General features: G+C 48.7%; 28 protein-coding genes and 1 riboswitch. Of the genes, 15 read left to right on the forward strand and 13 right to left on the reverse strand.

Annotated elements, in window-relative coordinates; genetic code table 11:
* Positions 1-19: 19 nt before the first annotated feature.
* Positions 20-1,186, reverse strand: coding sequence for a PucR family transcriptional regulator (locus tag H615_RS0102195; RefSeq protein ID WP_027953624.1), 1,167 nt, complete (start codon positions 1,184-1,186; stop codon positions 20-22).
* Between the two features lie 199 nt (positions 1,187-1,385).
* Between H615_RS0102195 and H615_RS0102200 the strand changes: the two genes are divergently transcribed.
* The 9 genes from H615_RS0102200 to fdhA all read left to right on the forward strand — a co-directional run bounded on the left by H615_RS0102200 (position 1,386) and on the right by fdhA (position 10,039).
* The gene (locus tag H615_RS0102200; RefSeq protein WP_027953625.1) at positions 1,386-1,667 is read left to right on the forward strand and encodes a YhdT family protein; all 282 of its coding nucleotides are present in this window, start codon (positions 1,386-1,388) and stop codon (positions 1,665-1,667) included.
* Positions 1,664-3,130 carry a sodium/pantothenate symporter gene (gene panF / locus H615_RS0102205; RefSeq protein ID WP_027953626.1) on the forward strand — a complete coding sequence of 489 codons (1,467 nt, stop codon included), beginning with the start codon at positions 1,664-1,666 and terminating at the stop codon, positions 3,128-3,130. The genes H615_RS0102200 and panF overlap by 4 nt, the downstream gene beginning before the upstream one ends.
* A gap of 13 nt (positions 3,131-3,143) precedes the next feature.
* The gene (locus tag H615_RS0102210) at positions 3,144-4,373 is read left to right on the forward strand and encodes a M20 family metallopeptidase (protein WP_035531154.1); all 1,230 of its coding nucleotides are present in this window, start codon (positions 3,144-3,146) and stop codon (positions 4,371-4,373) included.
* Positions 4,370-5,428 (forward strand): tartrate dehydrogenase, encoded by a 1,059-nt coding sequence (locus tag H615_RS0102215; protein WP_035531157.1) that lies wholly within the window; start codon positions 4,370-4,372, stop codon positions 5,426-5,428. The genes H615_RS0102210 and H615_RS0102215 overlap by 4 nt, the downstream gene beginning before the upstream one ends.
* A gap of 15 nt (positions 5,429-5,443) precedes the next feature.
* Positions 5,444-6,184, forward strand: coding sequence for an SDR family NAD(P)-dependent oxidoreductase (locus tag H615_RS0102220; protein WP_027953629.1), 741 nt, complete (start codon positions 5,444-5,446; stop codon positions 6,182-6,184).
* A gap of 8 nt (positions 6,185-6,192) precedes the next feature.
* Positions 6,193-7,641 (forward strand): aldehyde dehydrogenase family protein, encoded by a 1,449-nt coding sequence (locus H615_RS0102225; RefSeq protein WP_035531159.1) that lies wholly within the window; start codon positions 6,193-6,195, stop codon positions 7,639-7,641.
* Between the two features lie 63 nt (positions 7,642-7,704).
* Positions 7,705-7,848 (forward strand): hypothetical protein, encoded by a 144-nt coding sequence (locus tag H615_RS22230; protein WP_156896418.1) that lies wholly within the window; start codon positions 7,705-7,707, stop codon positions 7,846-7,848.
* 182 nt (positions 7,849-8,030) lie between these two features.
* A complete protein-coding gene (locus H615_RS0102235) occupies positions 8,031-8,657 on the forward strand; it encodes an FMN-dependent NADH-azoreductase (RefSeq protein ID WP_027953631.1) in 627 nt (208 codons plus the stop codon).
* A 167-nt stretch (positions 8,658-8,824) separates the two neighbouring features.
* Positions 8,825-10,039 (forward strand): formaldehyde dehydrogenase, glutathione-independent, encoded by a 1,215-nt coding sequence (gene fdhA, locus H615_RS0102240; protein ID WP_035531162.1) that lies wholly within the window; start codon positions 8,825-8,827, stop codon positions 10,037-10,039.
* 77 nt (positions 10,040-10,116) lie between these two features.
* Here fdhA and H615_RS0102245 read toward each other — a convergent pair whose 3' ends face one another.
* From H615_RS0102245 to H615_RS0102265, 5 genes are all read right to left on the reverse strand, one after another.
* A complete protein-coding gene (locus H615_RS0102245) occupies positions 10,117-11,586 on the reverse strand; it encodes a sodium:solute symporter family protein (protein WP_027953633.1) in 1,470 nt (489 codons plus the stop codon).
* Positions 11,587-11,808 (reverse strand): DUF3311 domain-containing protein, encoded by a 222-nt coding sequence (locus tag H615_RS0102250; protein ID WP_027953634.1) that lies wholly within the window; start codon positions 11,806-11,808, stop codon positions 11,587-11,589.
* Positions 11,805-13,415, reverse strand: coding sequence for an amidohydrolase (locus H615_RS0102255; protein ID WP_027953635.1), 1,611 nt, complete (start codon positions 13,413-13,415; stop codon positions 11,805-11,807). The genes H615_RS0102250 and H615_RS0102255 overlap by 4 nt, the downstream gene beginning before the upstream one ends.
* A 13-nt stretch (positions 13,416-13,428) precedes the next feature.
* The gene (locus H615_RS0102260) at positions 13,429-14,664 is read right to left on the reverse strand and encodes a Zn-dependent hydrolase (RefSeq protein WP_027953636.1); all 1,236 of its coding nucleotides are present in this window, start codon (positions 14,662-14,664) and stop codon (positions 13,429-13,431) included.
* 154 nt (positions 14,665-14,818) lie between these two features.
* Positions 14,819-15,568, reverse strand: coding sequence for an MBL fold metallo-hydrolase (locus H615_RS0102265; RefSeq protein ID WP_027953637.1), 750 nt, complete (start codon positions 15,566-15,568; stop codon positions 14,819-14,821).
* A gap of 116 nt (positions 15,569-15,684) precedes the next feature.
* On the opposite strand from H615_RS0102265, the gene H615_RS0102270 reads away from it, so the two are divergent.
* On the forward strand, positions 15,685-16,095 hold the full coding sequence (locus tag H615_RS0102270; protein WP_027953638.1) for an Lrp/AsnC family transcriptional regulator: 411 nt from the start codon (positions 15,685-15,687) through the stop codon (positions 16,093-16,095).
* Here the strand turns inward: H615_RS0102270 and sda are convergent.
* The gene (sda, locus tag H615_RS0102275; protein WP_027953639.1) at positions 16,082-16,303 is read right to left on the reverse strand and encodes a sporulation histidine kinase inhibitor Sda; all 222 of its coding nucleotides are present in this window, start codon (positions 16,301-16,303) and stop codon (positions 16,082-16,084) included. The genes H615_RS0102270 and sda overlap by 14 nt on opposite strands.
* A gap of 10 nt (positions 16,304-16,313) precedes the next feature.
* Positions 16,314-16,397: riboswitch (cyclic di-GMP riboswitch) on the reverse strand.
* A 268-nt stretch (positions 16,398-16,665) separates the two neighbouring features.
* On the opposite strand from sda, the gene H615_RS0102280 reads away from it, so the two are divergent.
* Positions 16,666-17,751: a GGDEF domain-containing protein gene (locus H615_RS0102280; RefSeq protein ID WP_051254621.1), complete on the forward strand. Its 1,086-nt coding sequence runs from the start codon at positions 16,666-16,668 to the stop codon at positions 17,749-17,751.
* 30 nt (positions 17,752-17,781) lie between these two features.
* Here H615_RS0102280 and H615_RS21940 read toward each other — a convergent pair whose 3' ends face one another.
* From H615_RS21940 to H615_RS0102300, 4 genes are all read right to left on the reverse strand, one after another.
* Positions 17,782-17,943, reverse strand: a complete 162-nt coding sequence (locus H615_RS21940) for an aspartyl-phosphate phosphatase Spo0E family protein (protein ID WP_084162951.1) — start codon at positions 17,941-17,943, stop codon at positions 17,782-17,784.
* A gap of 89 nt (positions 17,944-18,032) precedes the next feature.
* The gene (locus H615_RS0102290; protein ID WP_027953641.1) at positions 18,033-18,491 is read right to left on the reverse strand and encodes a DMT family transporter; all 459 of its coding nucleotides are present in this window, start codon (positions 18,489-18,491) and stop codon (positions 18,033-18,035) included.
* Between the two features lie 12 nt (positions 18,492-18,503).
* Positions 18,504-18,932 carry a DMT family transporter gene (locus tag H615_RS0102295; protein ID WP_027953642.1) on the reverse strand — a complete coding sequence of 143 codons (429 nt, stop codon included), beginning with the start codon at positions 18,930-18,932 and terminating at the stop codon, positions 18,504-18,506.
* Between the two features lie 72 nt (positions 18,933-19,004).
* Positions 19,005-19,322, reverse strand: coding sequence for an ArsR/SmtB family transcription factor (locus H615_RS0102300; RefSeq protein WP_027953643.1), 318 nt, complete (start codon positions 19,320-19,322; stop codon positions 19,005-19,007).
* Between the two features lie 137 nt (positions 19,323-19,459).
* Here H615_RS0102300 and H615_RS0102305 point away from each other — a divergent pair, with 137 nt between their 5' ends.
* A complete protein-coding gene (locus H615_RS0102305) occupies positions 19,460-19,684 on the forward strand; it encodes a hypothetical protein (RefSeq protein ID WP_027953644.1) in 225 nt (74 codons plus the stop codon).
* Positions 19,685-19,715: 31 nt separating this feature from the next.
* Here the strand turns inward: H615_RS0102305 and H615_RS0102310 are convergent, their stop codons facing one another.
* Positions 19,716-19,904 (reverse strand): YjzC family protein, encoded by a 189-nt coding sequence (locus tag H615_RS0102310; RefSeq protein ID WP_027953645.1) that lies wholly within the window; start codon positions 19,902-19,904, stop codon positions 19,716-19,718.
* A 246-nt stretch (positions 19,905-20,150) separates the two neighbouring features.
* On the opposite strand from H615_RS0102310, the gene H615_RS0102315 reads away from it, so the two are divergent.
* The 3 genes from H615_RS0102315 (at position 20,151) to H615_RS0102325 (ending at position 22,224) form a co-directional block, all read left to right on the forward strand.
* On the forward strand, positions 20,151-20,777 hold the full coding sequence (locus H615_RS0102315) for an FMN-dependent NADH-azoreductase (protein ID WP_027953646.1): 627 nt from the start codon (positions 20,151-20,153) through the stop codon (positions 20,775-20,777).
* A gap of 110 nt (positions 20,778-20,887) precedes the next feature.
* Entirely contained in the window at positions 20,888-21,427 is a 540-nt protein-coding gene (locus tag H615_RS0102320; protein ID WP_027953647.1) for a YcxB family protein, read from the forward strand.
* A gap of 167 nt (positions 21,428-21,594) precedes the next feature.
* Positions 21,595-22,224, forward strand: coding sequence for a fumarylacetoacetate hydrolase family protein (locus H615_RS0102325; RefSeq protein WP_027953648.1), 630 nt, complete (start codon positions 21,595-21,597; stop codon positions 22,222-22,224).
* Positions 22,225-22,436: 212 nt separating this feature from the next.
* Here H615_RS0102325 and H615_RS0102335 read toward each other — a convergent pair whose 3' ends face one another.
* Positions 22,437-24,068, reverse strand: a complete 1,632-nt coding sequence (locus H615_RS0102335; protein WP_027953649.1) for an acetolactate synthase large subunit — start codon at positions 24,066-24,068, stop codon at positions 22,437-22,439.
* Positions 24,069-24,100: the final 32 nt, after the last annotated feature.

Raw genomic sequence — 24,100 nt, forward strand, 5'->3', positions numbered from 1 at the left:
CCTGCAAAAAGGCCCGCTGTCAGGAGCGGACCGGGCTTTGTATGTACTGCCAGCCGAGTAAAGCCATTTCCAGGGCTACCCGCTGTTCGGAGCGGAGAAAGTGAGGTCCCAGGATTTCCTCCAGTTTCTGTATCCGGTGATAGAGGGTCTGCCGCACAATGAACAGGCGCTCCGCCGTATCTTTTTTAGAACCATAGCTTTCCAGATATGCCCGGAGGGTCTCCAGCAGTTCGGTGTCATGAGATTCATCATAGGAAAGAACATCTCCGAGAGTGTCCTGAATGAAAGATTCAAGGCGTCCCTGCTTATCATCTTCCACGATCAGCCGCCACGGATGGAGTTTTTCATAAAACGGAATTTCAAGCTGAAAAGCGGCTTGGATATGGGCGGCTTCCTGTGTGCACCGCATGGACCTGGGGATTTCTGATAGGTTTGTAAACAATGGTCCATAGCTGATGGTATGATACATACTGCGTACTTTTTCCTTCATCACCTGCAAGGATCTGAACAGTCGTTCTGGAACGTCTTGTTTCCGTTCATCCAGAAGGAGAAGGACGAGTTCGTCCCGATGCTGAAGCGGGAGTGGATGAAAGCCTTCCTTTTGAAAAAAGGATTGGAAAATGTCCCGCTGATAGGGGATGCTGTCATCGTATCCCGTCAACAAGCAGGGGATCCCCCGTGCCTCATTTTTTCCGATGGTCTTCTGGAGGTAGGGCAGCACCTCTTTATCCGTCATTGTGCCCTCCAGCCACCGGCTCACCCAGTTTTCCTGACGGGGCATGAGGCGGGAGGACTGTAGAATCAGCTGGTTGATATCCTTGGATATATCGATGAACCGGACTTCCTTGTCAAAGACGACGACGGGAAGGTCATGGTCATCCGCCAGCTGCAGGAGTGAAGGGGGAAGCTGGTTGATATAATCGCCGAGTTCTATGCAGAGACAGGTGACTTTTTTTTCGATAAGCTGTTCAAGGAAGGAACGGGCATGCTGCAATTCCTTTCCCCATCCGATCCCTGTCGTCATGACACATTCGCTGCCGTGAAGCAGGTGTTTCACTTTCGTCAATTCAAGGATGTGCGCCCAGGAAACAGTCTTCTCCAGACCACCGCGGCCGGCCAGAATGGAAGCATGCTGGAACTGGGGGCGCATCAGCATGTCGTGTACCGTAAACATCATAGGGGACATAGAAAAATCAACCTCCTGTATGTTTTTACATTGTGTACATGGGTTGATGCTGAAAGTGGTCCTGATGTCTAATGTGCATCTCAGCGGTCCATGCTAAGGTTATTAATAATCTCTCAATTCAAATATATCTGAAAATTGTCGATGGGGAAAGGTTTCTTTAGTGAAACAGGATGTCGGTATTAGATAAAGGAGGATCTATATGAAAGAGAAAAAACCCTTCGAGGATGACCCGCGGTACCGGGTGGCCGACAGGGAAGCGCTGATCGGCGTCGGCCTTGTCATCCTTAACTTCCTCATGTGGTTCGGCTCGGCGTACGGGCTCGGATCAAAACCGGTTTCGGAATACAATTATATTTTCGGGCTGCCGGACTGGTTCTTTTACAGTTGTGTGGTAACGACCGTTGTCATCATTCTTCTCGTAATTCTTGCTGTGAAGTATTTTTATAAGGAAGTCCCGCTGGATGAGGAGGATGAATCATGAACTGGGCAGTTGTTGTCCCCCTTTTAGTTTTTCTCGTTATTATTTTCTGTATCGGCTTTTATGCATCGAACCATTTGAAAACTACATCCAATTTCCTGCAGGAGTATTTCCTTGGCAGCCGGCAGCTGGGTGGGTTTATCCTTGCCATGACGATGATTGCTACATACGGCAGCGCGAGCAGCTTTATTGGCGGACCCGGTGTCGCTTATACGATGGGTCTCGGCTGGGTGCTCCTTTCCATGACACAGCTTGCTACAGGATATTTCGTTTTATCGGTACTTGGAAAGAAATTCGCTATTATGGCAAGGAAAATCAAAGCCGTAACGCTGATCGATTTTCTGAAAGAACGCTATCAAAATAAATGGGTCGTCATTTTGTCAGCGCTCAGTATTATCCTGTTTCTGTTTTCGGCTATGGCGGCCCAGTGGGTGGGCGGCGCCCGGCTGATCGAGTCATTAACGGGTCTTTCCTACACAGCGGCGTTATTCATTTTTGCTGTTTCTGTACTCGTCTACGTCATTATCGGCGGCTTCCGCGCGGTAGCGATTACCGATACCGTCCAGGGCGTCGTCATGTTCTTCGGGACGCTCATCATTTTGATCGGGACCATCATTGCAGGCGGTGGAATCGGACCGATCATGTCGGATCTGGCAGCGGAAAATCCGAATTTGATTTCCCCGTATGGCGCGGATCAGTCACTCACACCGCTTTATGTGTCTTCCTTCTGGATTTTAGTCGGTGTCGGTGTCGTTGGTCTGCCGCAGGTGGCGGTGCGCGCAATGTCATATAAAAGTTCGAAAGGAATGCACCGCGCTTTGTTGATTGGTACGGTTGTTGTCGGGTTCATTATGCTCGGCATGCATTTGACGGGTGTCTTTGCCCGCTCTGTCCTTCCAGGTATAGAAGTCGGAGACACGGTCATGCCGAGAATCGCGATGGAAGTGCTGCCGGCCTGGCTCGCCGGAATTGTACTTGCTGCCCCGATGGCAGCGATTATGTCGACGGTGGACTCGCTGCTTTTGCTGGTCAGCTCTGCTGTCGTTAAGGATGTGTATTTGAATTATGTGAAGCCCGAGGCGGACGACCGGACGATCAAAAAAATCAGTATCGGTGTCACGACGGTTATCGGTCTGCTCGTCTTTGCTATGGCGGTCAATCCGCCCGAGCTGCTGATCTGGTTGAATTTATTCTCCTTCGGCGGTTTGGAGGCGGCCTTTATCTGGCCGGTGATTATGGGCCTGTATTGGAAAAAAGGCAATGCAGGCGGAGCAATGGCCTCGATCATCACCGGGGTCGGAAGCTATGTTGTATTCCATTCATTCATGCCGAATGCTTTCGGAATGCATACGGTCGTTATGCCGGTGCTGTTGTCGTTCGCTGCGTACGTTCTTGTCAGTCTCATCACGATGAAACATCATGCCAAGGTTCAGGATGAAGTCATTACCAAACTATGGAGTGCATAGAGGAGTGGATGGAATGATCTTGATTGATGAAAAAGCACGTGTAGAGAGGGATACAAAAGAAGTGGTCGATCTGACGCAGGCGCTCGTCCGGATTCCAAGTGTCTACCGGCCTGGAGTGAAGGATGGAAATGAAGAAAAAACCGCCCATTATGCGGCCGCTTACTTGGAAGAGATGGGGATGGACGTCCATGTGGAGGAAGTCGAACCGGGCCGGCCGAATGTCATTGGAATTTATGATACCAAAAGGCCTGGGAAGACCTTGTTGTTTGAAGGTCATACCGATGTGGTGACAGAAGGAGATCCGGCCCGTTGGACGTATGATCCATTCGGAGCTGAGATTGTCGAAGGACGGATGTACGGCAGGGGCACGAATGATACGAAAGGAAATCTTGCCTGTGCCATTACAGCGGTCCATTCCTTGATCAAGGATGAAGAGGAGCTGAATGGGAAAATCATTCTGTGCATTCCTTGTGATGAAGAAGGGATGATGATCGGCATTAAACATTTTATCCAGCAGGGATGGGCGCGTGATGTAGATGGAGCTGTCATATGTGAACCGGAGGAAAACCAGCTCTGTACCGCTCAAAAAGGGGCGATGAGGATCCAGATTGATGCCTACGGCCGTCAGGCGCATGGGGCAATGCCCCTTTCCGGGCTGAATCCGAATACGAGGATGGCGAAGATCATCACGGCTTTGGATGAACTGGAGCAGAGGGAAAAAGAGAAGACCGGGAAGCATGAGCTGCTTGGGTGGCCGAGCATCACACCGACAATTCTGCAGGCCCCTGTATCCGGTGAACCCCAGATCAATGTAGTGCCGGAACAGTGCCGGACAACGTTGGATATCCGTACAGTTCCAGGCCAGGATCACGAAGCTTTAAAACGGGACATCCAACAGATCCTGGATAGGACGATGGAAGGGGATGCGGGGTTCGATGCGGAAATGATCGTTCTGGAGGAGCGCCCCTGGACGAAAACGGACCGGGAGAACCCAGTGGTAACGGCGGTGGCGGAAGCCTATAAAAAAGTGACGGGCAAAGCGCCGGTATATAACGGTGTCCCCGGAGCCACAGACGGAACATTTCTTCACCTTGCCGGCATCCCCATTTTGACGACGGGTGGAGGAGACCGGGAAGTCCCCCATCAGGTGGATGAATACATCGACATCTGTGATCTTGTGGAAACGACCCAGTTATACAGGCAGACAGCACTCGAATTTCTTCAGGAGCCGAAAGAGTCATGAAGCTCGCGGTCATGGCAGGTGACGGCATCGGCCCCGAGGTAATGAACGAAGCGCTTAAAGTGTTGAACACCCTCTCTTCTCTGGATTCAACACTTCAGCTCGAGATGGAAGAGCTGCCCTGGAGCAGTGCGTATTACATGGAAACCGGCAGGATGATGCCTGCGGACGCTCTCAGTTATCTGCAGCATTTCGATGCCATCCTATTCGGAGCGATCGGAGATGCCCGGGTGCCTGATGAAGTGACCATCTGGGATTTAATCATGCCAATCCGGAAGGAGTTTCAGCAGTATGTGAACGTACGGCCTGTAAAACAGCTGAAGGGCGTCGCCTCCCCGCTGGACACGAAAGCCCCGATTGATTTCGTCGTCTTTCGTGAAAATGCAGAAGGGGAATATTCCCATATGGGCGGGAGGATGTATGGACAAACCAGTCAGGAGATGGCGGTGCAGACGACGGTCATGACGAAGGCAGGCATCCGCCGACTGAGCAGGTATGGTTTTGATTATGCGAGAAAGCATGGTAAAAAGACCGTCACAAGTGCTACAAAATCCAATGCGATCATTCATACGATGAAGCTTTGGGATGATGTGGTCCGGGAAGTTGGGCAGGAGTATCCTGAGATTCGTCTTTCTCCTGTCTATATCGATGCACTGGCCGCCTACTTTATCAACCGGCCGGAATCGTTCGAGGTGGTCATTGCCTCGAACTTATTCGGAGATATACTCACAGACCTCGGGGCCGGGATTGTGGGGGGTCTCGGCTTATCCCCTTCTGCGAATTTAAACCCGGAGGGACAGTTTCCATCCATGTTTGAGCCCATACACGGATCGGCTCCGGATATATCAGGCAAAGGCATCGCCAATCCTGTAGCACAGATCTGGTCTGCGGCATTGATGTTGGAGCATAATGGACGGCCTGATCTGAGTGATTTGGTCATGAACGGTATGGAAGCTGTTCTTGCTGAACAGGAGATCCGCACCCCTGATCTTGGTGGGAAATCCAGCACAGCCGATATGGGCGATGCTATTATCCGTGCCATCCATGCCCAAACGTAAAGGAGGAATCAGAAAGTGAGAGTCAAAGGCAGACATATCATTGTTACAGGGGCTTCTGGAGGAATGGGACAGGCGGTCATTTCCAGACTGTTGGAAGAAGGAGCCTCCGTAACGGCGGTAGACCGGGTCCGCATGCCGGACATAGACCAGCGAATGTATCCATTTGTGGAAGCGGATTTGACGAAGGAAGAAGATGTGGAACGTGTTGTGAAGACTTCCATTGAACAGAATGGACAAATCTACGGCGTCGTCAACGCTGCTGGTATGGCCCAGGCTGCAGCCCCTCTTGAAGAAGTGACAACAGATTTCTGGGATATGGTCATGAATGTCAATGCAAAAGCGGCCTTTCTCATGTGCCGGGCAGCTGTTCCTTATATGAAAAAAGAGCAGTGCGGGGTTATTGTGAATATCGCCTCCATTGCAGTTGAACGGGTGAGGCCGGGCCTCAGTGCGTACATTGCTTCCAAAGGAGCTGTGACTGCTTTTTCGAAAGCGCTTGCGATAGAACTGGCTCCTGACAGCATCCGTGTCAACGTCATTCACCCCGGTCCGTCTGATACCGGCATGCTTGGGGAATTTGTCCGGCCCGGAGAGAATATGGATGATACAAAGAGGGAGGTGTTTCAGAGGTCTGTGCCACTGGGACGGTTGATTGACCCTGATGATATTGCCCATGCCGTCGTATACCTCGTTTCTGATGAAGCACGTATGACGACCGGCAGTGTTTTTTCCATTGATGGCGGCCGCGGATTATAAAGGGGGAAATGAATGTGCGCATACTTAAGAATTTAATTAATGGTGTCTGGTCAGAACCTTCTGCCGGTGCACGGATGGATATACATAATCCTTCGACTGGAGAAGTGATCGCCGATGCTCCCGCAAGCAGCAAAGAGGATATAGACCTGGCCGTATCGGCAGCAAGACACGCTTTTAGTGCAGGAGACTGGCCGTTGGTGAAGCCCTATGAACGTGGACAGATGCTTCTGAGGGTGGCTGAGATGATCAGGGAGAATAAAGAGTCTCTCGCCCTTCTTGAGATGCTTGATACGGGAAAGCCGATTTCACAGGGAAGGGCGGATGTGGAGGCAGCGGCCCGTTATTTCGAATTTTATGGGGGAGCCGCCGATAAAATCCACGGGGAAACCATTCCGATTGAACCGGGGGTGCTCGACTATACCCTTCGGGAACCTGTGGGCGTCACGGCTCACATCATTCCTTGGAACTATCCGCTTCAAGTAGCCTCGAGAAGCTGCGCAGCCGCTTTAGCTACAGGCAATACGGTCGTCATGAAACCGGCGGAACAGACGCCTCTGACTGCCGTGGAGCTGGGGATGATTCTCCAGCAGGCAGGGGTCCCTGATGGAGTCGTCAATCTCGTCCTTGGAGAAGGACATACCGCAGGAGCTCGCCTGGCTGGTCACCCTGATGTGAACCATATAACGTTCACAGGATCTGTGCCGACCGGGACGGAGGTTATGAAAGCCGCTGCTGAAAACATCGTCCCTGTCACTCTGGAGCTTGGGGGGAAATCACCGAACATCGTATTTCCCGATGCATCGCAGGATGAAGCGGTCGAATGGGTGGTCAAATCGATCATTCAAAATGCCGGCCAGACATGCTCCGCAGGTTCCCGCCTGCTCGTTCATGCGGACTGCAAAGCTTCGTTCGTAGAGAAGGTGATTCATCGAATGAACCATTTGAGCATGGGTCCTGGAGAAAGCGACCCGGATATCGGTCCGATTTTATCGGAGCAGCAGTGCCGGCGGATCGAGACCTTTATGAAGAAGGTGGAGGCAGATGGTGGGAAGTTTCTGCTTGGTGGAACACGTGCCTACGTTTCAAATGCACCTGGAGGCTGTTATTTCAAGCCGACGATTATCGACGGGCTGAGGCCTGAAAGTGAGATAGCCCGAGAGGAAGTCTTCGGTCCTGTCCTCTCTGTGTTCGCCTTTGAAACCGATGAGGAAGCGGCTCATCTTGCCAACAGCACCGAGTATGGACTTGTCACAGGTATTTGGACGAAGGACGTGTCACGTGCCCATAAGCTGGCGGAAAAAGTGAAGGCTGGACAGATCTTCATTAACAATTACGGTGCCGGCGGAGGGATACAGATGCCCTTTGGCGGTTACGGCAAGAGTGGGTTTGGCAGAGAGAAGGGGCTTGAAGCTTTAAGAAACTATACACAACTGAAAAACATCGCCTTGAAAATGTAATGTCTCTGTATACGCCGGCTTTCACGCACGCATGCTAACAGAAATGCAGAGGAGGCGTGCCGCATGAAGGATGCACCTTATCATTACGATGGAAGTGTTCAATCAAAGGAAAAATATGAGCAGCCGGAGGAAGTTGTGATTCCAAAGGACATCAGTCGTCATCTGTCTGGTAATCCATATGTGAATCAAGAGGACGACTCGTTGTAAGAAGAAACCACATAAGATTGGACCCAGCCTGTAGAAAACTTCTGTTTTCCTACAGGCTGTTTTCATGCCTTCAGGTGATCATTCCGCTCCTTTTTCCATAATTTATTGCTTTCCTGTTGTAGTAAGTTTCCTTCTTTGCTGCACACTAATGAGCATCAGAGAATGGAAAGGAACGATGAACCGTGGCTGAAGTGCTGTATATCACCGCCCACCCTCATGATGAAACTGCTTCTTACAGCATGAGTGTCGGCAAAGCATTTATTGAGCAGTATAAAACCGCAAACCCAGAGGATACGGTTACGCCGATTGATTTGTATAAGGAGTCCATTCCTCACATCGATGCGGATATTTTCAGTGGCTGGGGGAAACTGCAGTCCGGAGGTGAACTCACCCCGGACGAGGAAAGAAAAGTATCCCGGCTGAAGGAATTAAGTGATCAGTTTACGAGCGCTGATAAATATGTCTTTGTAACACCTATGTGGAATTTCTTTTTTCCACCGGTTATGAAAGCCTATATTGATTCCGTTGCGGTGGCAGGGAAAGCTTTTCAATATACGGAGGAGGGTCCTGTTGGTCTGCTGACGGATAAGAAAGCCTTCCATATCCAGGCGTGCGGCGGCATTTATTCTGAAGGACCGGCCGCAGGAATGGAGATGGGGCATCGGTACCTCAAGACCGTCATGCAGTTTTTCGGTATTCCCTCGATTGAAGGGTTGTTCGTTGAAGGGCATGCGGCTATGCCTGATAAAGCCGGGGAAATAAAGTCGACAGCTGAAGCGAGAGCCAAGGATGCCGCAGAAACGTTTTAAACTTTCAAGATCCGCTGGACAGGCGGGTCTTTTTTTGTGAAAAAATGACAGAATATTGTTTTAATTATGGGATAAATGGGAAAATAATACATGTTATATCTTTAAATCATGTCACGGAATTCAGCAGCCGACGCTTAAGGGAGTCTATTATTTTGAGGAGGAACGAAATGGCTACAAACAACCGGGCGGTAGCGTACACAGGAAATGGCGGCGTAACGGTCAAGGAAATCGAATTCCCCGAACTTGTCCTGAAAGATGGGCCGGGTGTGAATCCGAAGAATGTCGGGCGCAAGTGTGAACATGGAGTCATTTTAAAAGTCGTCTCCACCAACATCTGCGGAAGTGACCAGCATATGGTCCGTGGACGGACGACGGCACCGGAAGGGCTCGTGCTCGGCCACGAAATTACAGGAGAAGTCATTGAAACAGGAAGAGATGTCGAGTTTGTCAAAAAAGGGGATCTGGTGTCTGTACCTTTTAACATTGCGTGCGGAAGGTGCCGCAATTGTATTGAAGGGAAAACCCACATCTGCCTGCATGTGAATCCCGACCGACCTGGTTCAGCGTATGGTTATGTCGACATGGGTGGATGGGTAGGCGGCCAGGCAGAATATGTGATGGTGCCTTACGCAGATTTTCAGGTTCTCAAGTTTCCGGATAAAGACGAAGCGATGGAGAAAATCCTTGATTTAACGATGCTCTCAGACATTTTCCCGACGGGATTTCACGGTGCCTATAAAGCTGGTGTGAAAATGGGTTCCACTGTGTATATCGCCGGCGCGGGTCCTGTCGGGCTTGCTGCTGCTCACTCCGCCCAGCTTCTCGGTGCGTCTGCTGTCATCGTCGGTGACTTGATTGACGAACGGCTGGCGCAGGCGGAGAGCTTCGGCTGTGAAACGATCAACATTGGAAATCATGACAATATCTCTGAACAAATCGAACAGATTCTTGGTGTTCCTGAAGTGGATGCGGCTGTAGACTGTGTCGGTTTTGAAGCTCACGGCCACAACCATCAGGAAGCACCGGCAGCGGTTTTGAACTCCATTATGGACGCAACAAAAGCAGGGGGCGGACTCGGTATTCCCGGGCTTTATGTAACAGAGGATCCCGGTGCATCTGAGGAAGATGCACGGCGTGGACTGCTTAAGCTCGATTTCGGGCTAGGCTGGGCTAAAGCGCAGTCGTTTGCGACCGGGCAGACGCCTGTCATGCAGTATCATCATGGATTGATGATGTCGATATTGAAAGGAAAAGCCGACATTGCGAAAGCGGTCAATGCCACCGTCATCGGTCTTGATGAAGCCCCGCGCGGCTATGAGGAGTTTGATGGGGGAGCCGCTAAGAAATTCGTTTTGGATCCTCACAATCTGATCCGTACGTAAAAATGAAAACGCATCCCTCATTGGAGAGGGATGCATTTTTTTATGAGAGAAAAAGCTGGACATGTGTTCTTCCGCTATCAGGATCCGACTTTGCGGTACTCCTCCGCCATCGGAAGCTCCTTTCCTTGTGTGAATCCGCTGATGATGACGACAAGGCCGATGTTGCAGATCAGGCCGAGAATCCCTGGGTTAATATCCAGCGGTGTAGTCGGTGCAACGAGCTGGAAATAATAGTTCACGACTGTACCGGTGATCAACCCTGTAATGACCGCGGGTTCTGTGACTTTTTTCGAATAGAGCGCTCCGTATACGCCCGGGGCGAACTGGACGATCGATCCGTATGCACCAAGCAGGAGGGCAATCAATCCCTGGCCTCCAAAAACAGTAATCACATAGGCGAGTCCACCAATGACAAACACACCGATCCGCATGATTAAAAGGGTGGTTTTGGAGGAAAGGTCACGCTTGATATTCTTTACAAACCCGTCGGTAAATTCGAGGGAAGCACTGTGAGTAATGGCATCGGCTGTACTCATGGCTGCTGCCAGGGCACCGGCTCCGACAAGACCGTACACCCAGCCTGGCAGTGTAAGGACCGTCGTGATCAAGTAAGGGAGAATCTCGTCAGGTGATCCAATTTGGGACGGATCAATGACATTGACAGCTGAAAATCCGACGAACAACAAGGGGATCAAGAACAGGGCGAATACAGGATAGACGAGAACGGTCTTCTTAATGGTCCGTGCTTTCGTGGCATAGGACTTAGAAAATAAATGAGGCCACATGAGAAAGCCGATGGTGGAAACGAGAATCGTTGTCGTATAAGCCATCGCACTCATCGTCGATCCCTCCGCGCCGATCTGAAGGAAGCCCGGAGCGGTCTCTGTTAAATTCCTGAACATATCTGGAACACTGCTGTGGAGCTGGTTCACAATGGTCAATCCTACCGTCCAGGAGATAATGATCATTAGAATGCCCTGGAAAACATCTGACCATGCGGCTGCCCGCAGACCGCCGGTTGCTACATAGACGACGACAATGCCGTAGGACAATAAGGCACCGAGCCAGAAAGGAATGCGGCCCTCTGTCATAATGCTGAAGATGTAAGCCATTCCTTTCATTTGAGTAGCCAGATACTGGATAGAGGCGAGCAGGGCAATGATTCCGATCATCATGGCCAGCACACGGCTGGAATAACGCAGCTGCATGAAGCCGGCGACGGTATATATGTTATGTTTCCGTCCGATCCGTCCGATTTTCGGACCAATGATGTACCAAGGTAAAATAGCGAAAGCGGTGTATGTGATGATATAAAGCGCTGGAGCACCTCTGGAGAAGGCCCACCCCGGAGCCCCGAGGAAAGAGAAGGCACTGAAGACGGCTCCCCCCATTAAAAACCACATGACGAAGAGACCGAGGTTCCCTTTAGCTGTCGTGAATTCTTCCAGAGACTGCTTATCCTGATTACGGCCGGCAAGTACGCCGATCAATAATGCGATGACAAGATAAGCGATCATCATAATCATTGCAATCTGCCACTGAGCCATTTACTGGACCCCCTTTTCATCTTTGTCCGGATCGAGACGATAAAGAAATAATACAATGACAAAGGTGATCAGGATCCAGAAAATCACCCAGAATACCGAGAAGGGGAGACCCATGATGAAGGGCGTCTCCCGGTTACCAAGGGTGAAAAGCGGGAAAACCATCAACAGGAAAGGGATGGCGAGGGATAGACAGTAGATTTTTATAAAGCGTTGTTTACTCAATAGACGTCCTCCTTTTGTAACGTATACACGGTTTTTCCATCCAGGATAGTCATTTCGACCTGCATATCCGGAAGCGCGGAAGCAGGGCATTTCATAATGGAACGATTCAGTAGGATAAGGTCGGCCGCTTTGCCTGGTTCCAGCGTTCCCTTCCTATGTTCTTCTTGCGAAGCGTAAGCGCCGCCCCACGTATAAGCCCGGATCACCTCCTCTAGTGGAGCCGTCTGGTTTTCTCCTATGATCCGGCCGCTTTTACTGCGCCGGGTGACCGCTGCATACAGGCCGTAAAAAGGATTTGGAGTGGTAATCGGACTGTCTGACCCAATGGCGTAAGGAATGTATGGATCCGAATAGCTTTTTAACGGGAACATATGGTTGATGCGTTCTCCATAATCTTTCTCATAGCCATCACCGAATTCATAAAGGAACGATGGGTTCGGAATAGGAACCGCCCCGGTGTTTCGAATCCGTTCGACGAGGTCGGAAGGTGCGATTCCTGCATGCTCGATCCGGTGGCGGGGAATAGCTGCTGGTGCCTGATCGAGCGCTCGCTCAATGGTGTGCAGCATCATGTCTACGGCTTCATCGCCCATCGCATGAGCGGTTATCTGCCAGCCACGATGGTGGGCCTCCAGAAGTGGTCCGTCGAGTTGATCCTGGGTGATGTATAATATACCTCTGTCTTCGGGGTTGCTGTTATAGGGTTCTCTTGTACGGCAGGTAGGACCGCTGCTGCTCCCATCAATAAAAAGCTTCGCCGGTCCAATTTTGAACCATTCATCACCAAGGCCTGTTGAAATGCCGCTTTCCAGTCCCGCACGAACCATTTCCGGAGCGTTGGACAGGGAACCGTACAGAGCATAGACGCGCTGCTTCACGATGCCTTGTTGGACAGCCTGCTGTAAATAGCGGATATGCTTCGTCCCATAACCGCCGGCATCATGAACACTTGTAATGCCGTAGGATAAGAAGTCCTGAGAAGCAAGTGTTAATCCGTGGAGAACTTCTTCTTCACTGTAGTCCGCGTGCTGGAAGACGATCATATGAGCGGCTTCCAGCAGCAGGCCGCTCAACTGTCCGTTGATTTTGTGATAAGACCCGCCCACCGGGTCTGGAGTGGTTTCCTCGATTCCTGCCATCTCCAAGGCTTTGGTGTTTACGCAGGAGATGTGTCCGCACGTCCGGACAACTATGATCGGATGGGAGGTGGACACTTTGTCCAAGTCCCACCTCGTTAGATGCCGATTCTCGGCCAGTTCGTTTTGATTGTAGCCCCAGCCGCGCACCCATTGGCCTTCAGCAGTTTCCGCAGCCCTTTCTGTCAGTGCCTTCAGAACTTCAGGAATCGTCCGGGGTTTTTTACAGTTGACACCGAGGACATTCGTTCCGTAAAGCTCGAGATGGACATGGGCGTCAATGAATCCGGGCATGAGCGTTCTGCCCTTTAGGTCGACAACCTCTGTGAGGGCGCCGGCGGTTTTCATGATTTCGTAGTTCTTTCCCGCTTTGAGGATGCTTTCCCCCTGGACTGCAAGTGCCTCATACACATGGAAATGTTCGTCCGCTGTGACAATTTCACCGTTTATAAAAATTTTGTCTGCGTGCATACGTTCCCCCTTTCTAAGCTCCGGCAATTTCCATCGCTGTATGATAAAGCAGTTCCACCCCTTTTTGTAGATCTTCCATTTCTGCATATTCCAGCGGGTTATGGCTGATCCCTTTTTCACACCGCACAAAAATCATGCCGTAATCACTGATATAGGACATGAACAGGGCGTCGTGAAACGGACCGCTCATGAGGGTGGGAGATTGATAACCAAGCTGTTCATCGTGCTTCTTCATAATCTCTTTAATCCAGTCCGCGCAGTAGCGGGGATCACTCTTGGTATCTTCTGTAATGGAGTAGTCGAGGTTCAATTCTTTACTTGTTTTTTCTATTAATTGATAGAGTTTTTCTTCCAGGCGGTTTCTCGCGTCCAGGTCGATATCCCTCAAATCAATGGTGAACTCGACCTTTTCAGCAATGATGTTTCTGGAGTTCGGGAAATTTTGGATGCTTCCGACCGTTCCGACGGTATTTGGTGTTCCTTCCCTGCGGACAAGTTCATTGAATTCTTTTGTAATGATGGCAGCACCGAGCATGGCATCCTGTCTTAAATGCATCGGTACAGATCCGGCATGGCCGGCGAAGCCTTCCAGGGTAACCGTAAGCCAGATCGGTCCGGAGATGGCTGAAACGATGCCTACAGGCTTATCTTTTGATTCAAGGACAGGCCCCTGTTCAATATGAAGCTCTAAAAAAGCTTCAATATCACCTGGCTTGTAGACGGGACTTTCCGATAAATCCGGTTCGACACCGAATTCCCTTAAAGCCTCGAGCCGGGTCATCCCGTTTTTATCTTTTCGAAGTATCTCCCCTTCCTCCAGCTGACCGATGAGGCCGCGTACACCAAATACGCCTTTGTTAAATCGGGATCCTTCTTCATCAGCAAAGCAGATCACTTCAATCGTGCGTACCGGCTTTATGTTTTGCTCTTTCATTGTATGTACAACTTCAATCGCTCCAAGAGCTCCGGCGGTTCCATCAAAACGGCCCCCGTACGGCTGGGAATCAATGTGGGACCCCATCATGAGAATAGGTTGATCAGGCTCGGTGCCCTCTGTACGACCGATCAAATTGCCGAAACCATCAATTCTGGTCGTCAGCCCGGCTTCTTCCATCCATCCTTGTACGACATCAACCGCTTTCCGGTCATCCTTGGAATGGGCGAGCCGGTTCACACCCGTTTCTCCAATTTTCCCGATCTCCGCAAGTGTCATGAGATGATCTTTATACCTGTCCTGATTGATCTGCAACAATCATCGCCTCCTTTGTTTTTATCACTATATCAACATCTGAATTGTCTGACAATTAACATAATGTAAAACGCTGTTGGATATTGGTGGAAGGTGTGACTATTCCTTTTGTCAGGCATAAAAAAACCCTCCGGCAGGTCCGGAGGGAAAAGGATCAAAAGGTCAGCGTCTCTCCATCCTCAGGGATGTGAATAGACGGATAACCGCTCGTATAAGACTTCAACTCTTCTCTAGTTAACAGGCAGTGGTTCAGGGATTCCATGTGCACAGCGAGTATCTCGGACTCTGGTGCAGCCTGGGCGGCAGCTGTGACATCTTCTTTCGTCATCGTAATCGGCCCGCCCTCTAAAAATTGAGCGGCCCCCGCGTTCACTACGATGACATCAGGACGGCGGGAGGCCAGCGTCTGTTCGACTTCTTCATACCAAACCGTGTCCCCGGCAATATAAAGACTTTTCTCACCGTCTGCTTCAAAAAGGAGACCGGACACCTTTCCCGTTATAGCTGTCATTTCTTCCGATCCGTGACGTCCCGGGGTGCGGGTAATCCGGATGCCTTCTATATCCACACCATTTTGGAAGGAGTGGACATGGGTGAATCCTGCGTCCTGCACAGCTCTCACGTCTTCCTCATTTTGAGCGAACAGAGGCGTTTCTTTGGCTAGAACAGCCTTCGCTTCGTCATCAAAATGATCAGGATGAAGGTGGGTGATGAAGACAGCGTCCACATCGGTCAGACTTTCGGCATCAACAGGCAGGGGGGCGGTCGGGTTCCTTAAATCCTGATGCGGCGAATTTGGAAAAGCCGGCATCGCTCCCTGTGTGGAAAGGAATGGATCGATTAAGAAGGTTTTTCCTCCATAGTTCAATTGTAATGTTGCATTTCGAATCAGCTTGATTTTCATAAAGCCTTCCTCCTTTTATCTCTGTTGACAATAGCGTACTATGAAGGGAAATAGGAGTACACCACATTAATCAAGTGTTTGGCTGAAAAGAGTTGAAATATGAAAGGAAGGCAGAAATCATGGACAAAACGGATGAGAAAATTATAGAAGAGCTGAAAAAAGATGGCCGGATGACGATGAAGGAGCTGGGCGCTCATGTCCATCTCACAGGACAGGCAGCAGCGGCAAGAGTCTTGAAATTAGAAGACGAAGGGCTGATTGAATCCTATACAGTCCGCGTGAATGAAAAGAAGATGGGCTATCCTGTCCACTGTTTTTTGAATATCTACACAGACAGCCTGAATCATCAACCCTATTTTACATTTCTTGAGAACCATCCATCATTCGTCAGGAATAATTATAAAATCAGCGGGGAGGGGTGCTATTTACTGGAATGCCGTTTTCCTTCCAATGAGGTGCTGGATGAATGGCTGGTAGAGCTTAATCAACGGGTGAGCTATAAATTATCCATTGTCATCCGTAGCTAGAGGAGCATTCAATGGAGAACCCCCTGTCTTTCAACTCTTTACAGATAAGGTAAAGAAAGTCTTGATCCAGACCCATCTCGGCAGCCTGACGGTAGGTCAGTAGGAGAAGGGGGTCCGACAAGGTTTTGATTGACGAAGCTTTCAGGTGAACGATGTGGTTTTTGTTATCGTCACTGCTTTCCATAGGACGCGGGGGTGTTTTACTCATGGTTATGCCTCCTGAGCGGAGCCGGTTGCACTACTCACTCCCTGTGATTCAAGTGCCCACATTAAAAATCACAGTTCATCGTGTCTCGTTTATTTTATTTTGATACGTATACCCTTCCATTCACAAAAGGAAACGACCTGAACATCAGGGGGCTGTTTCTTATAATCGTCGTTGTTTATACTCTATTATTACCACATAATGACTGGTTTTGTAATAGGAAGAAAGACCGTGATACACAGATGTGTATACGTTTTGTACATCTTCTTTTACAAAGGAATGACAATTTTCATAGACAAATCTGTTGGAAGATGTCGATAATAGAACAAATGGGTGCAAGAAGAGAAAGAGGGATGAGGTTGTTTGTGATCATTCAGGAATTTTTTATAAATATCTGCATCGTAATTGCCCTCGTTTTTATGTATCTGCAAGTTCGGTGGACGAAACTGCTGCCTGCGGTTTCTAAACAGAACAGTCAGTGGATCGACGGGGTTGCAGGCGGATTGCTTGGCATTTTGCTGATGTATTTTTCTATACAGGTGACAGAACAGACGATTATTGATCTGCGCCATCTCCCCGTCATGCTTCTGCTCTTATACATAGGGATCCGCCCGGCTTTGTTGAGTGCTGTCATCATTGCTTCCGGACGGCTGTTGTATGGGGTCAATCTTTCTTCGATGGCCGCTGTCATCTTAATGATTTTCTTGTTTATCGGGTATATGTGGCTGTACCGGAAGCTTCATCACAGGGAGAGTCCGCTCAAATCCTCCTTTCAAATGCTGCTCTGGTCGAACATTGTCTTTTCGATTGTCATTTCCTTGGTGATCAGGGACTGGGGCACACTGCAGTTTCTCATTCCCATCTACTGGCTGATTTCATTTATCGGTGGGATGCTGGCTTCCTACCTCGTCCATTACCTGCGGAGGTCTCATTATCTTTTTAAAACGTATGAAGAGCAGTCATCCGTCGATTATTTGACTGGGTTATATAATGTAAGGGAGTTTGACCGCCTCTGGAACCATAGTGTGAGAAACGCCGTGGAAAAAGAAGAAGCGTTGACTCTGCTTGCCATCGACATTGATTTCTTTAAGCGCGTGAACGACACATATGGGCATGCGGCCGGTGATGAAGTACTGCGGCAGCTGGGGAGTACCTTGAATGAGGTAACCCGATCCTTTGATATCGTATCCAGAAACGGTGGAGAAGAGTTCACCGTTATCCTTCTGGACTGCAGCAATGAAGCCGGCAGGGCGAAAGCAGAAAGCATTCGGCGGACGGTGGAACACCAAGAGTTTCTCCTCCCTGATGGAGAAAAGATTTTCATTACGGTCTCTATTGGGGTGAGTACATATCCTGACCATGTGTCAACAGCGAAAGGATTATTGGAAAAAGCAGACGAGTCGTTATATGAGGCGAAACACTCGGGGAGAAATAAAGTTATATCTGCATGAAAAAGGATGCCTGTGAGTCAGGCATCCTTTTTATTTTGTTATTTGTTCTAAACGATTTAACAGGTCATCAAGCTCCTGGGAGATTTTGAGGAGTTCTTCATAGCTGCGTCCATCTTCATAGGCTTCATACATTTTAGCCCGGACGCCTTCGATCTTTTCATTCAAGTTTGACAAAAAAGTTGTATTCAGCATAAGACACCTACCAAAGAGACCTTCCACTATAGTGGAAGGTCTTATTCATAGTGATAGATTATACAGAAGGTTACAAACTTCTACAAATTTTATGCCTTTTTGATCTGCTTTTTATCGGCTTTATATATCAGCCAAAGAGCGGCGAGTAGAAGGATGAACGCTGCGATACGCTCCCCGTCCAGGGGAATTCGGAGCCCTCCGAACCATCCGAAGTGATCGATCAGAATTCCGGCGCCGAGTTGTCCGATGATGGTGGAAATGTTGGTGGCAATGACACCGATTTGCGGAACAGCGAGAACGGTGAGAAACAAGTAGCCGACTCCGAACCATACAGCACTCAACTGCCAGGCAGGAGCCTCCAGAATTTTCATAACGTCGCCACTGCCGAAGAAAAGGACGAGCAGAGCAAGCATGAGTGCTCCTGTTATAAACGTGAAAAAGGTCGTTTCATACGTGCCGGCTTTTCTGCTTAATGCTCCATTGATGGAGCTTTGTGAACTGAGTAGTGTACCCCCTGCCACAGAGGCTGCGATAATCAATAAGCCCATAAGAATCCTCCTTTAATAAATGAGAAACAGTGAAATAGTCATCAGGACAACAGCAAAGATTTTTTCTTTAGGAACAGGAGCGGCCCGGCTTCCAAGCCATCCTCTCGATTCAATCAGCAGACTCATGAGAAGCTGCCCGACAATGACACTGATCATGGCGGCACCTACACCGACCACCGGTATGGCAAAAATTAATATAGTTAAATAAATGATGCCCAGCAGTCCGCCGCTCATCTGCCACCTGGGCGCTTCGGTGGTGGCAGAAAGCTTTCCTTTACCAAAAAAGAGTACAATAAGTCCAAGAATGATGGATCCGGCTGCGAAATTATAAAAGCTGCTTTCAAGTTTTCCAATGGTCTTTCCGAGTTCTCCATAAACAGCTCCTTCGATACTGAGGGAAATGCCTGCCATCAGAGCAATGAAATAAATCCAGATTTTCATATGAAAAGTTCCTCCTTTGAACTCATATCTACATATCTAAAATTATCGATATATCGGTGGTAAAAAAAGAGCTTAAAGCTCTCTTTTTATAAATTCCGCGACTTCCTCAATTTTTTCCTCACGTCTCCGGTAATAGGTCCATTTGCCATGGCGTTCGGATTCCAGCAGTCCGGCATGCTGCATCATCGCCAGGTAATGGGAGACCGTCGACTGGGAAAGGGCGGCTTTTTCCTGAATATCTCCGACACAGACGCCGCCTTTTTCATTGATGTTCTTAGATAGATGAGCGGTCGGCTTATCGAAATGCTTTTCAGGATCTTTCAACCACATAAGCATATCCAATCTTGTCTGGTTGGCTAATACTTTGAAGATATCGATGTAATTTTTCATAGGCCTATATTAATCGAGGATTATCGATATGTCAACGACCGTGCCTTTCAACGGCCCTCTTGTCATAGAGAAGTGGCATGTTTCTATTTCTTCTACATAACCTACTAGTAACAAGACTAGACGAGGAGTGATCCAAAATGGGTTTCACATACGGTAAAACAGAACTGATCCAGGAGCTGCAGGAGCTTTTTGCAAGGCATAACGTTCGTTCCGTTGAGGTGAAAGAACCGGGAACCTTATTTTTAGTAGAGGCCGATGGCTCCCTTTCCATTGGTGTGAGGGCCGCCATCACATCTTTTGAAGAGAAACCAGGCGCCAAAGGCAGTCGGTTTAAAGTGATCCAGGGGAAGAAAAAAACCTGAACCCAGTTATGAAAGGGGTTCAGGTTTCTTTTTATTTGGCTTTTTTCCAATAGGCTGCTTCCTTACTTGAACGGAGAGGTGGGAATGTATCACCGCTGCTGAGTTCAATATGTTTTTCATCTTCCGTAACGTTATTATTCTTGCGGCCATCGGCTAAACCATCAAATTCATAAGTACCTGATTCAGGAGCTTTTTCGCCTGTCTTATAACGATCTGCCATACGTATACATCCTTTCTATTTAATGATTTCCTGTGCGCACATTAGCTCTATAGCCGGGTTTTATTCGTGTTAAACCAATTTGGATAAAAATGGGTATTATGTCGTATGTGCATCCCTGAGTGCGTGATGATTGACATATTCAACGAAGACGATTAGCATGATGATTGTTATATAGTATGTATAGCAACATTATGAATTCGAACTAAATAGGCGGAAGGCCTGAATATATGCTGGAGGGATTTTTTAATGACAAAAGTATTGTTTGTTAAAGCAAATTCTAGACCAATTGAACAATCCGTGAGTGTGAAGCTGTATCACACGTTCCTGGATCATTATAAAGAGAATCATCCGGATCACGAAATTGAAGAGCTGGATCTGTTTGAAGAAAATCTGGGGTACTACAATACCGATAAAATCAACGGCATGTTCAAACTGTCTCAAGGGATGGAACTGACTCCAAACGAAGAAGCAGCCACGAAGACGGTCAATGGATATTTAAACCAGTTCCTGGAAGCGGACAAAGTCGTTTTCGCCTTCCCATTGTGGAACTTTACGATACCGGCAGTTCTTCACACCTACTTTGACTATCTAGCTCAAGCAGGTAAAACATTCCGTTATACGGCGGAAGGACCTGTTGGGCTGCTTCCTGATAAAAAAGTGGCTGTTTTGAACGCCCGAGGCGGTGTTTATTCTGAAGGACCCGCTCAATCTGCTGAGATGGCGGTTAACTACGTGGAAAACATTCTTGGTTTCTGGGGCATATCAGACATTACGACGCTCGTTATTGAGGGGCATAACCAATTCCCAGACCGTGCGGAAAGCATCATTGAAGAAGGTCTGGAAAAAGCAGAAAAAGCGGCCGTTTCCTTCTGACTTTTTCAACGCATCCCATAAATTGGGGTGCGTTTTTTTAAGCATAATGGTTGCTAAAGGTCAGGATAACCCCTACTCTTAGCATAGACTTTTAAAAGGGAGGGTACACCATGAATATCCAGAAGGGAATTCAAATCAGCGGCATTCTTCAATTGAACGAATTTAAGAAATGCCACGCTTTTCATTTTAAACGCATGAAATTATGGACTTTGTTCAGCACAATGGTGCTGTTTACGATATTGTTTTACGGATCTGTGGATGGAGCCTGGTGGCAGAAGGGACTGGTTTCTATAGGATATGCCTTGATCCCGGCTGCTTTTGTCTTCCTGATCATGATGTTTGTCCTCCATCTCCGCTCGACAGGCGTTTACAAAGCCGATTATTATGCCAAAAATGCATGGACGTATACGATTGATGATAAAGGCATTACCGAAAAGATAAAAAAGCAGAGTCACTGCTACTTATGGAAAGAAATTGCGACGTTGAATGAAGTGTCAACGATGTTTGTCCTGTATACGAAGGATAAGCAGACGATCATTCTGCCGAAACGATATTTTGCTTCCGTCGAACAGCAGCAGGAATTCAAGGATTTCGCTGACCGTCATCTCAGAAAACAACCATATAAACGCTGGATTCCAGCTTCCACGTAAACGCAGAGCTTTTTGCTCTGCGTTTTTTTATGGTAATGGATTGCCTGCTTGTTGAAAAACGTGTAAAGGGTGGAAAATCTGTATACATTCGAGGGATATTCCGTAAGAGCTCCAGGTTCCTGTGCTAAACTGGAGAAAGCAGGAAAACAGGGAGGAGTTGAAAGAAGATGGAGGAAATCCGCAACATCTATTGTGTAGGGCGCAATTATAAAAAGCATGCGGAAGAGCTTGGCAATCAGGTGCCGTCAGAGCCGCTCATTTTTATGAAGCCGACCCACGCGTTACATACAACGGAGGGGGAAGTCCACTTACCATTTGAGCAGGGGGAGATCCACTTTGAAGGAGAGTTGGTTGTAAGGATGAGAGAGGACTACCATCCGGATAAATCGCTCGATGCAATGCTCGACGGCATCGCCCTCGGCATCGATTTCACAGCGAGAGATGTACAGTCGAAGCTCAAGGAAAAAGGTCATCCCTGGACAATGGCGAAAGGCTTTCCTGGATCAGCTGTAGTCAGTCGGTTTGTGCCTTTCCCAGGGGAAGAGGCTTTTCGTGAGGGGGCATTTTCCCTTTTTAAAAACGGAAGAATCGTTCAGAATGGGTATCCGGAACGAATGATTTTTTCCCTGCGGGAGCTTATTGACGTGATCGGAGGCCATCTCGGGCTCGGCCGGGGAGATATCATTTTCACGGGTACACCGGAGGGAGTAGGACCTGTTGCGCGTGGGGATGTTTTCACATTCGAGATGGAGTCGGGAAGTCAATCATATACCTTCGGACCTCTTCATATCCAGTAAAGAAAGCAGAGAAAAAGTATAGGTCTTTTCTGGGAGCTACCCCTTTTATATGAAAAGAATCTCTTGGACATGTTCTTACATACATGGGGAACAAGAAGAAAAAGAAACGATCAAAAAAGCTGCCGATAAATTTCTCGACAGCCTGGAAAGCGGAGCCATCAGGCTCCGCTTATTTTTATTCATTCAATGAAGCTGCTTTCCTACCCAACCACTCAGTCGCATTGGATTTGGTTTAGTTTTTCCGTCAACTTCATATTTTCACCGTAATTGACAGGGCAGTCAATCAGTACAGGCCTGTTTAAAGAAATGGCATGTTGAAGGGTTTCTGTAAGAGCATCGCCCTTCTCTACTGATAGAGCCTCAAAACCGAATGCTTCTGCAAGTTTGGGGAAGTCGGGGTTTCCGAAACCGATATGGGAAGAGCGGTCGAATTTCTTCTTTTGATGCCATTCAATCAATCCGTAGCCTTCATCACGCCATAACAGAATGATCAGAGGAAGCTGGAGTCTTACTGCCGTTTCCATTTCTGCTTCTGTCATCAAAAGAGAGCCGTCACCACACACGGCTACAACCGTTTTATCCGGGTGAGCCAGCTTAGCTCCTACAGCGCCGGGTACAGCTACTCCCATGGAAGCAAGCCCGTTGGAAATCAGGCACGTGTTAGGTAGGGCGGCCGGATAGAGGCGGGACATCCACATTTTATGAGCGCCCACGTCGGAAATAACGATGTCCTCATCCTTCAAAGTCAGGCGCAGGTCGGAGATGATTTTCTGCGGTTTCAAAGGAAAGGAGTCATCATCTTTATGGGCGTTCATATCTTCAAGCATCTGACTGCGCACATGTTCCGCCCATGAAAGGTCCCGCTCCTGACTTGAGAGGGATGTATTCAACTGAGCCAGGTTTTTACGAATGTTCCCAATGACATTCACCTTGACAGGATAGTGGGAATCGATTTCAGCTGTTGCCGTATCGATATGGAGGACAGGGGTGCGGCCGGAAGGGTTCCAGCTTTCCGGAGGTGTCTCTGCCATATCAAAGCCGATCGTGATGATTAAATCAGCTTTGCTGAATCCGCAGGTAATGTAATCTGTCCCGCTACCTGCTGCAAACAGATTGTGTTCATGCTTCCAAGAGAGTGCCCCTTTCCCCATGAAGGAATGGACAACAGGAATGGAGGCTTTTTCGGTCAACTCCTTGAGTTCCTCAGAAGCTCCTGCCCTGGTCACTCCATTTCCGGCTAAAATGAGTGGAAACCGTGCTTTCTTTATAATTTCCGCTGCTTCCTGGATCACGGACGTTTCTGCTACCGGCAGAGTGGAGCGGCTGATTGGCAGCGGAGCGCCCTCTACTTTGGTTTCGGCAATATCTTCGGGAAGATCGATGTGCGTCGCCCCCGGTTTTTCCTCCGCGGCAACTTTATATGCTTTCCGTACGGCCTCCGGAATCATTTCACCTGTCTTGATCTGGGCATTCCATTTGGTCACAGGTTCATAAATATCGACAAGGTCATAGTACTGATGGGACTCTTTATGCTGACGATCAAGGCCTGCCTGACCGGTAATCGCAATCAATGGGCAGTGGTCCATGTTTGCGTTGGCCACGCCTGTTAATAGATTGGCAGCACCTGGCCCGAGCGTGGCCAGGCAGACACCGGGTTTTCCGGTCAAACGTCCATACGTACTTGCCATAAAAGCTGCACTCGTTTCGTGTCTTGCTGTGACAAATTGGATGGATGAGTCCAAAACAGCATCCATCACATCAATATTTTCTTCACCCGGCACGCCGAACATGTACTCGACGCCTTCATTTTCCAAGCATTGAATCAGTAGTTGAGCTGCATTCATCGTCCTATTCCTCCTGTCCTTATTATCTTGTG

Source organism: Halobacillus kuroshimensis DSM 18393, assembly GCF_000425705.1.
Lineage (GTDB): Bacteria > Bacillota > Bacilli > Bacillales > Halobacillaceae > Halobacillus > Halobacillus kuroshimensis.

Bases quoted from the DNA above. Each gene is read 5' to 3' on its own strand.
- fdhA (WP_035531162.1), top strand. From the start codon at position 8,825: ATGGCTACAAACAACCGGGCGGTAGCGTACACAGGAAATGGCGGCGTA.
- H615_RS0102245 (WP_027953633.1), bottom strand. From the start codon at position 11,586: ATGGCTCAGTGGCAGATTGCAATGATTATGATGATCGCTTATCTTGTC.
- H615_RS0102265 (WP_027953637.1), bottom strand. From the start codon at position 15,568: ATGAAAATCAAGCTGATTCGAAATGCAACATTACAATTGAACTATGGA.
- H615_RS0102305 (WP_027953644.1), top strand. From the start codon at position 19,460: ATGGGTTTCACATACGGTAAAACAGAACTGATCCAGGAGCTGCAGGAG.
- H615_RS0102300 (WP_027953643.1), bottom strand. From the start codon at position 19,322: ATGAAAAATTACATCGATATCTTCAAAGTATTAGCCAACCAGACAAGA.
- H615_RS0102225 (WP_035531159.1), top strand. From the start codon at position 6,193: ATGAATGTGCGCATACTTAAGAATTTAATTAATGGTGTCTGGTCAGAA.
- panF (WP_027953626.1), top strand. From the start codon at position 1,664: ATGAACTGGGCAGTTGTTGTCCCCCTTTTAGTTTTTCTCGTTATTATT.
- H615_RS0102255 (WP_027953635.1), bottom strand. From the start codon at position 13,415: ATGCACGCAGACAAAATTTTTATAAACGGTGAAATTGTCACAGCGGAC.
- H615_RS0102325 (WP_027953648.1), top strand. From the start codon at position 21,595: ATGGAGGAAATCCGCAACATCTATTGTGTAGGGCGCAATTATAAAAAG.
- H615_RS22230 (WP_156896418.1), top strand. From the start codon at position 7,705: ATGAAGGATGCACCTTATCATTACGATGGAAGTGTTCAATCAAAGGAA.
- H615_RS0102290 (WP_027953641.1), bottom strand. From the start codon at position 18,491: ATGGGCTTATTGATTATCGCAGCCTCTGTGGCAGGGGGTACACTACTC.
- H615_RS0102295 (WP_027953642.1), bottom strand. From the start codon at position 18,932: ATGAAAATCTGGATTTATTTCATTGCTCTGATGGCAGGCATTTCCCTC.
- H615_RS0102215 (WP_035531157.1), top strand. From the start codon at position 4,370: ATGAAGCTCGCGGTCATGGCAGGTGACGGCATCGGCCCCGAGGTAATG.
- H615_RS21940 (WP_084162951.1), bottom strand. From the start codon at position 17,943: ATGCTGAATACAACTTTTTTGTCAAACTTGAATGAAAAGATCGAAGGC.
- H615_RS0102195 (WP_027953624.1), bottom strand. From the start codon at position 1,186: ATGTCCCCTATGATGTTTACGGTACACGACATGCTGATGCGCCCCCAG.
- H615_RS0102200 (WP_027953625.1), top strand. From the start codon at position 1,386: ATGAAAGAGAAAAAACCCTTCGAGGATGACCCGCGGTACCGGGTGGCC.
- sda (WP_027953639.1), bottom strand. From the start codon at position 16,303: ATGAGTAAAACACCCCCGCGTCCTATGGAAAGCAGTGACGATAACAAA.
- H615_RS0102335 (WP_027953649.1), bottom strand. From the start codon at position 24,068: ATGAATGCAGCTCAACTACTGATTCAATGCTTGGAAAATGAAGGCGTC.
- H615_RS0102320 (WP_027953647.1), top strand. From the start codon at position 20,888: ATGAATATCCAGAAGGGAATTCAAATCAGCGGCATTCTTCAATTGAAC.
- H615_RS0102315 (WP_027953646.1), top strand. From the start codon at position 20,151: ATGACAAAAGTATTGTTTGTTAAAGCAAATTCTAGACCAATTGAACAA.
- H615_RS0102310 (WP_027953645.1), bottom strand. From the start codon at position 19,904: ATGGCAGATCGTTATAAGACAGGCGAAAAAGCTCCTGAATCAGGTACT.
- H615_RS0102210 (WP_035531154.1), top strand. From the start codon at position 3,144: ATGATCTTGATTGATGAAAAAGCACGTGTAGAGAGGGATACAAAAGAA.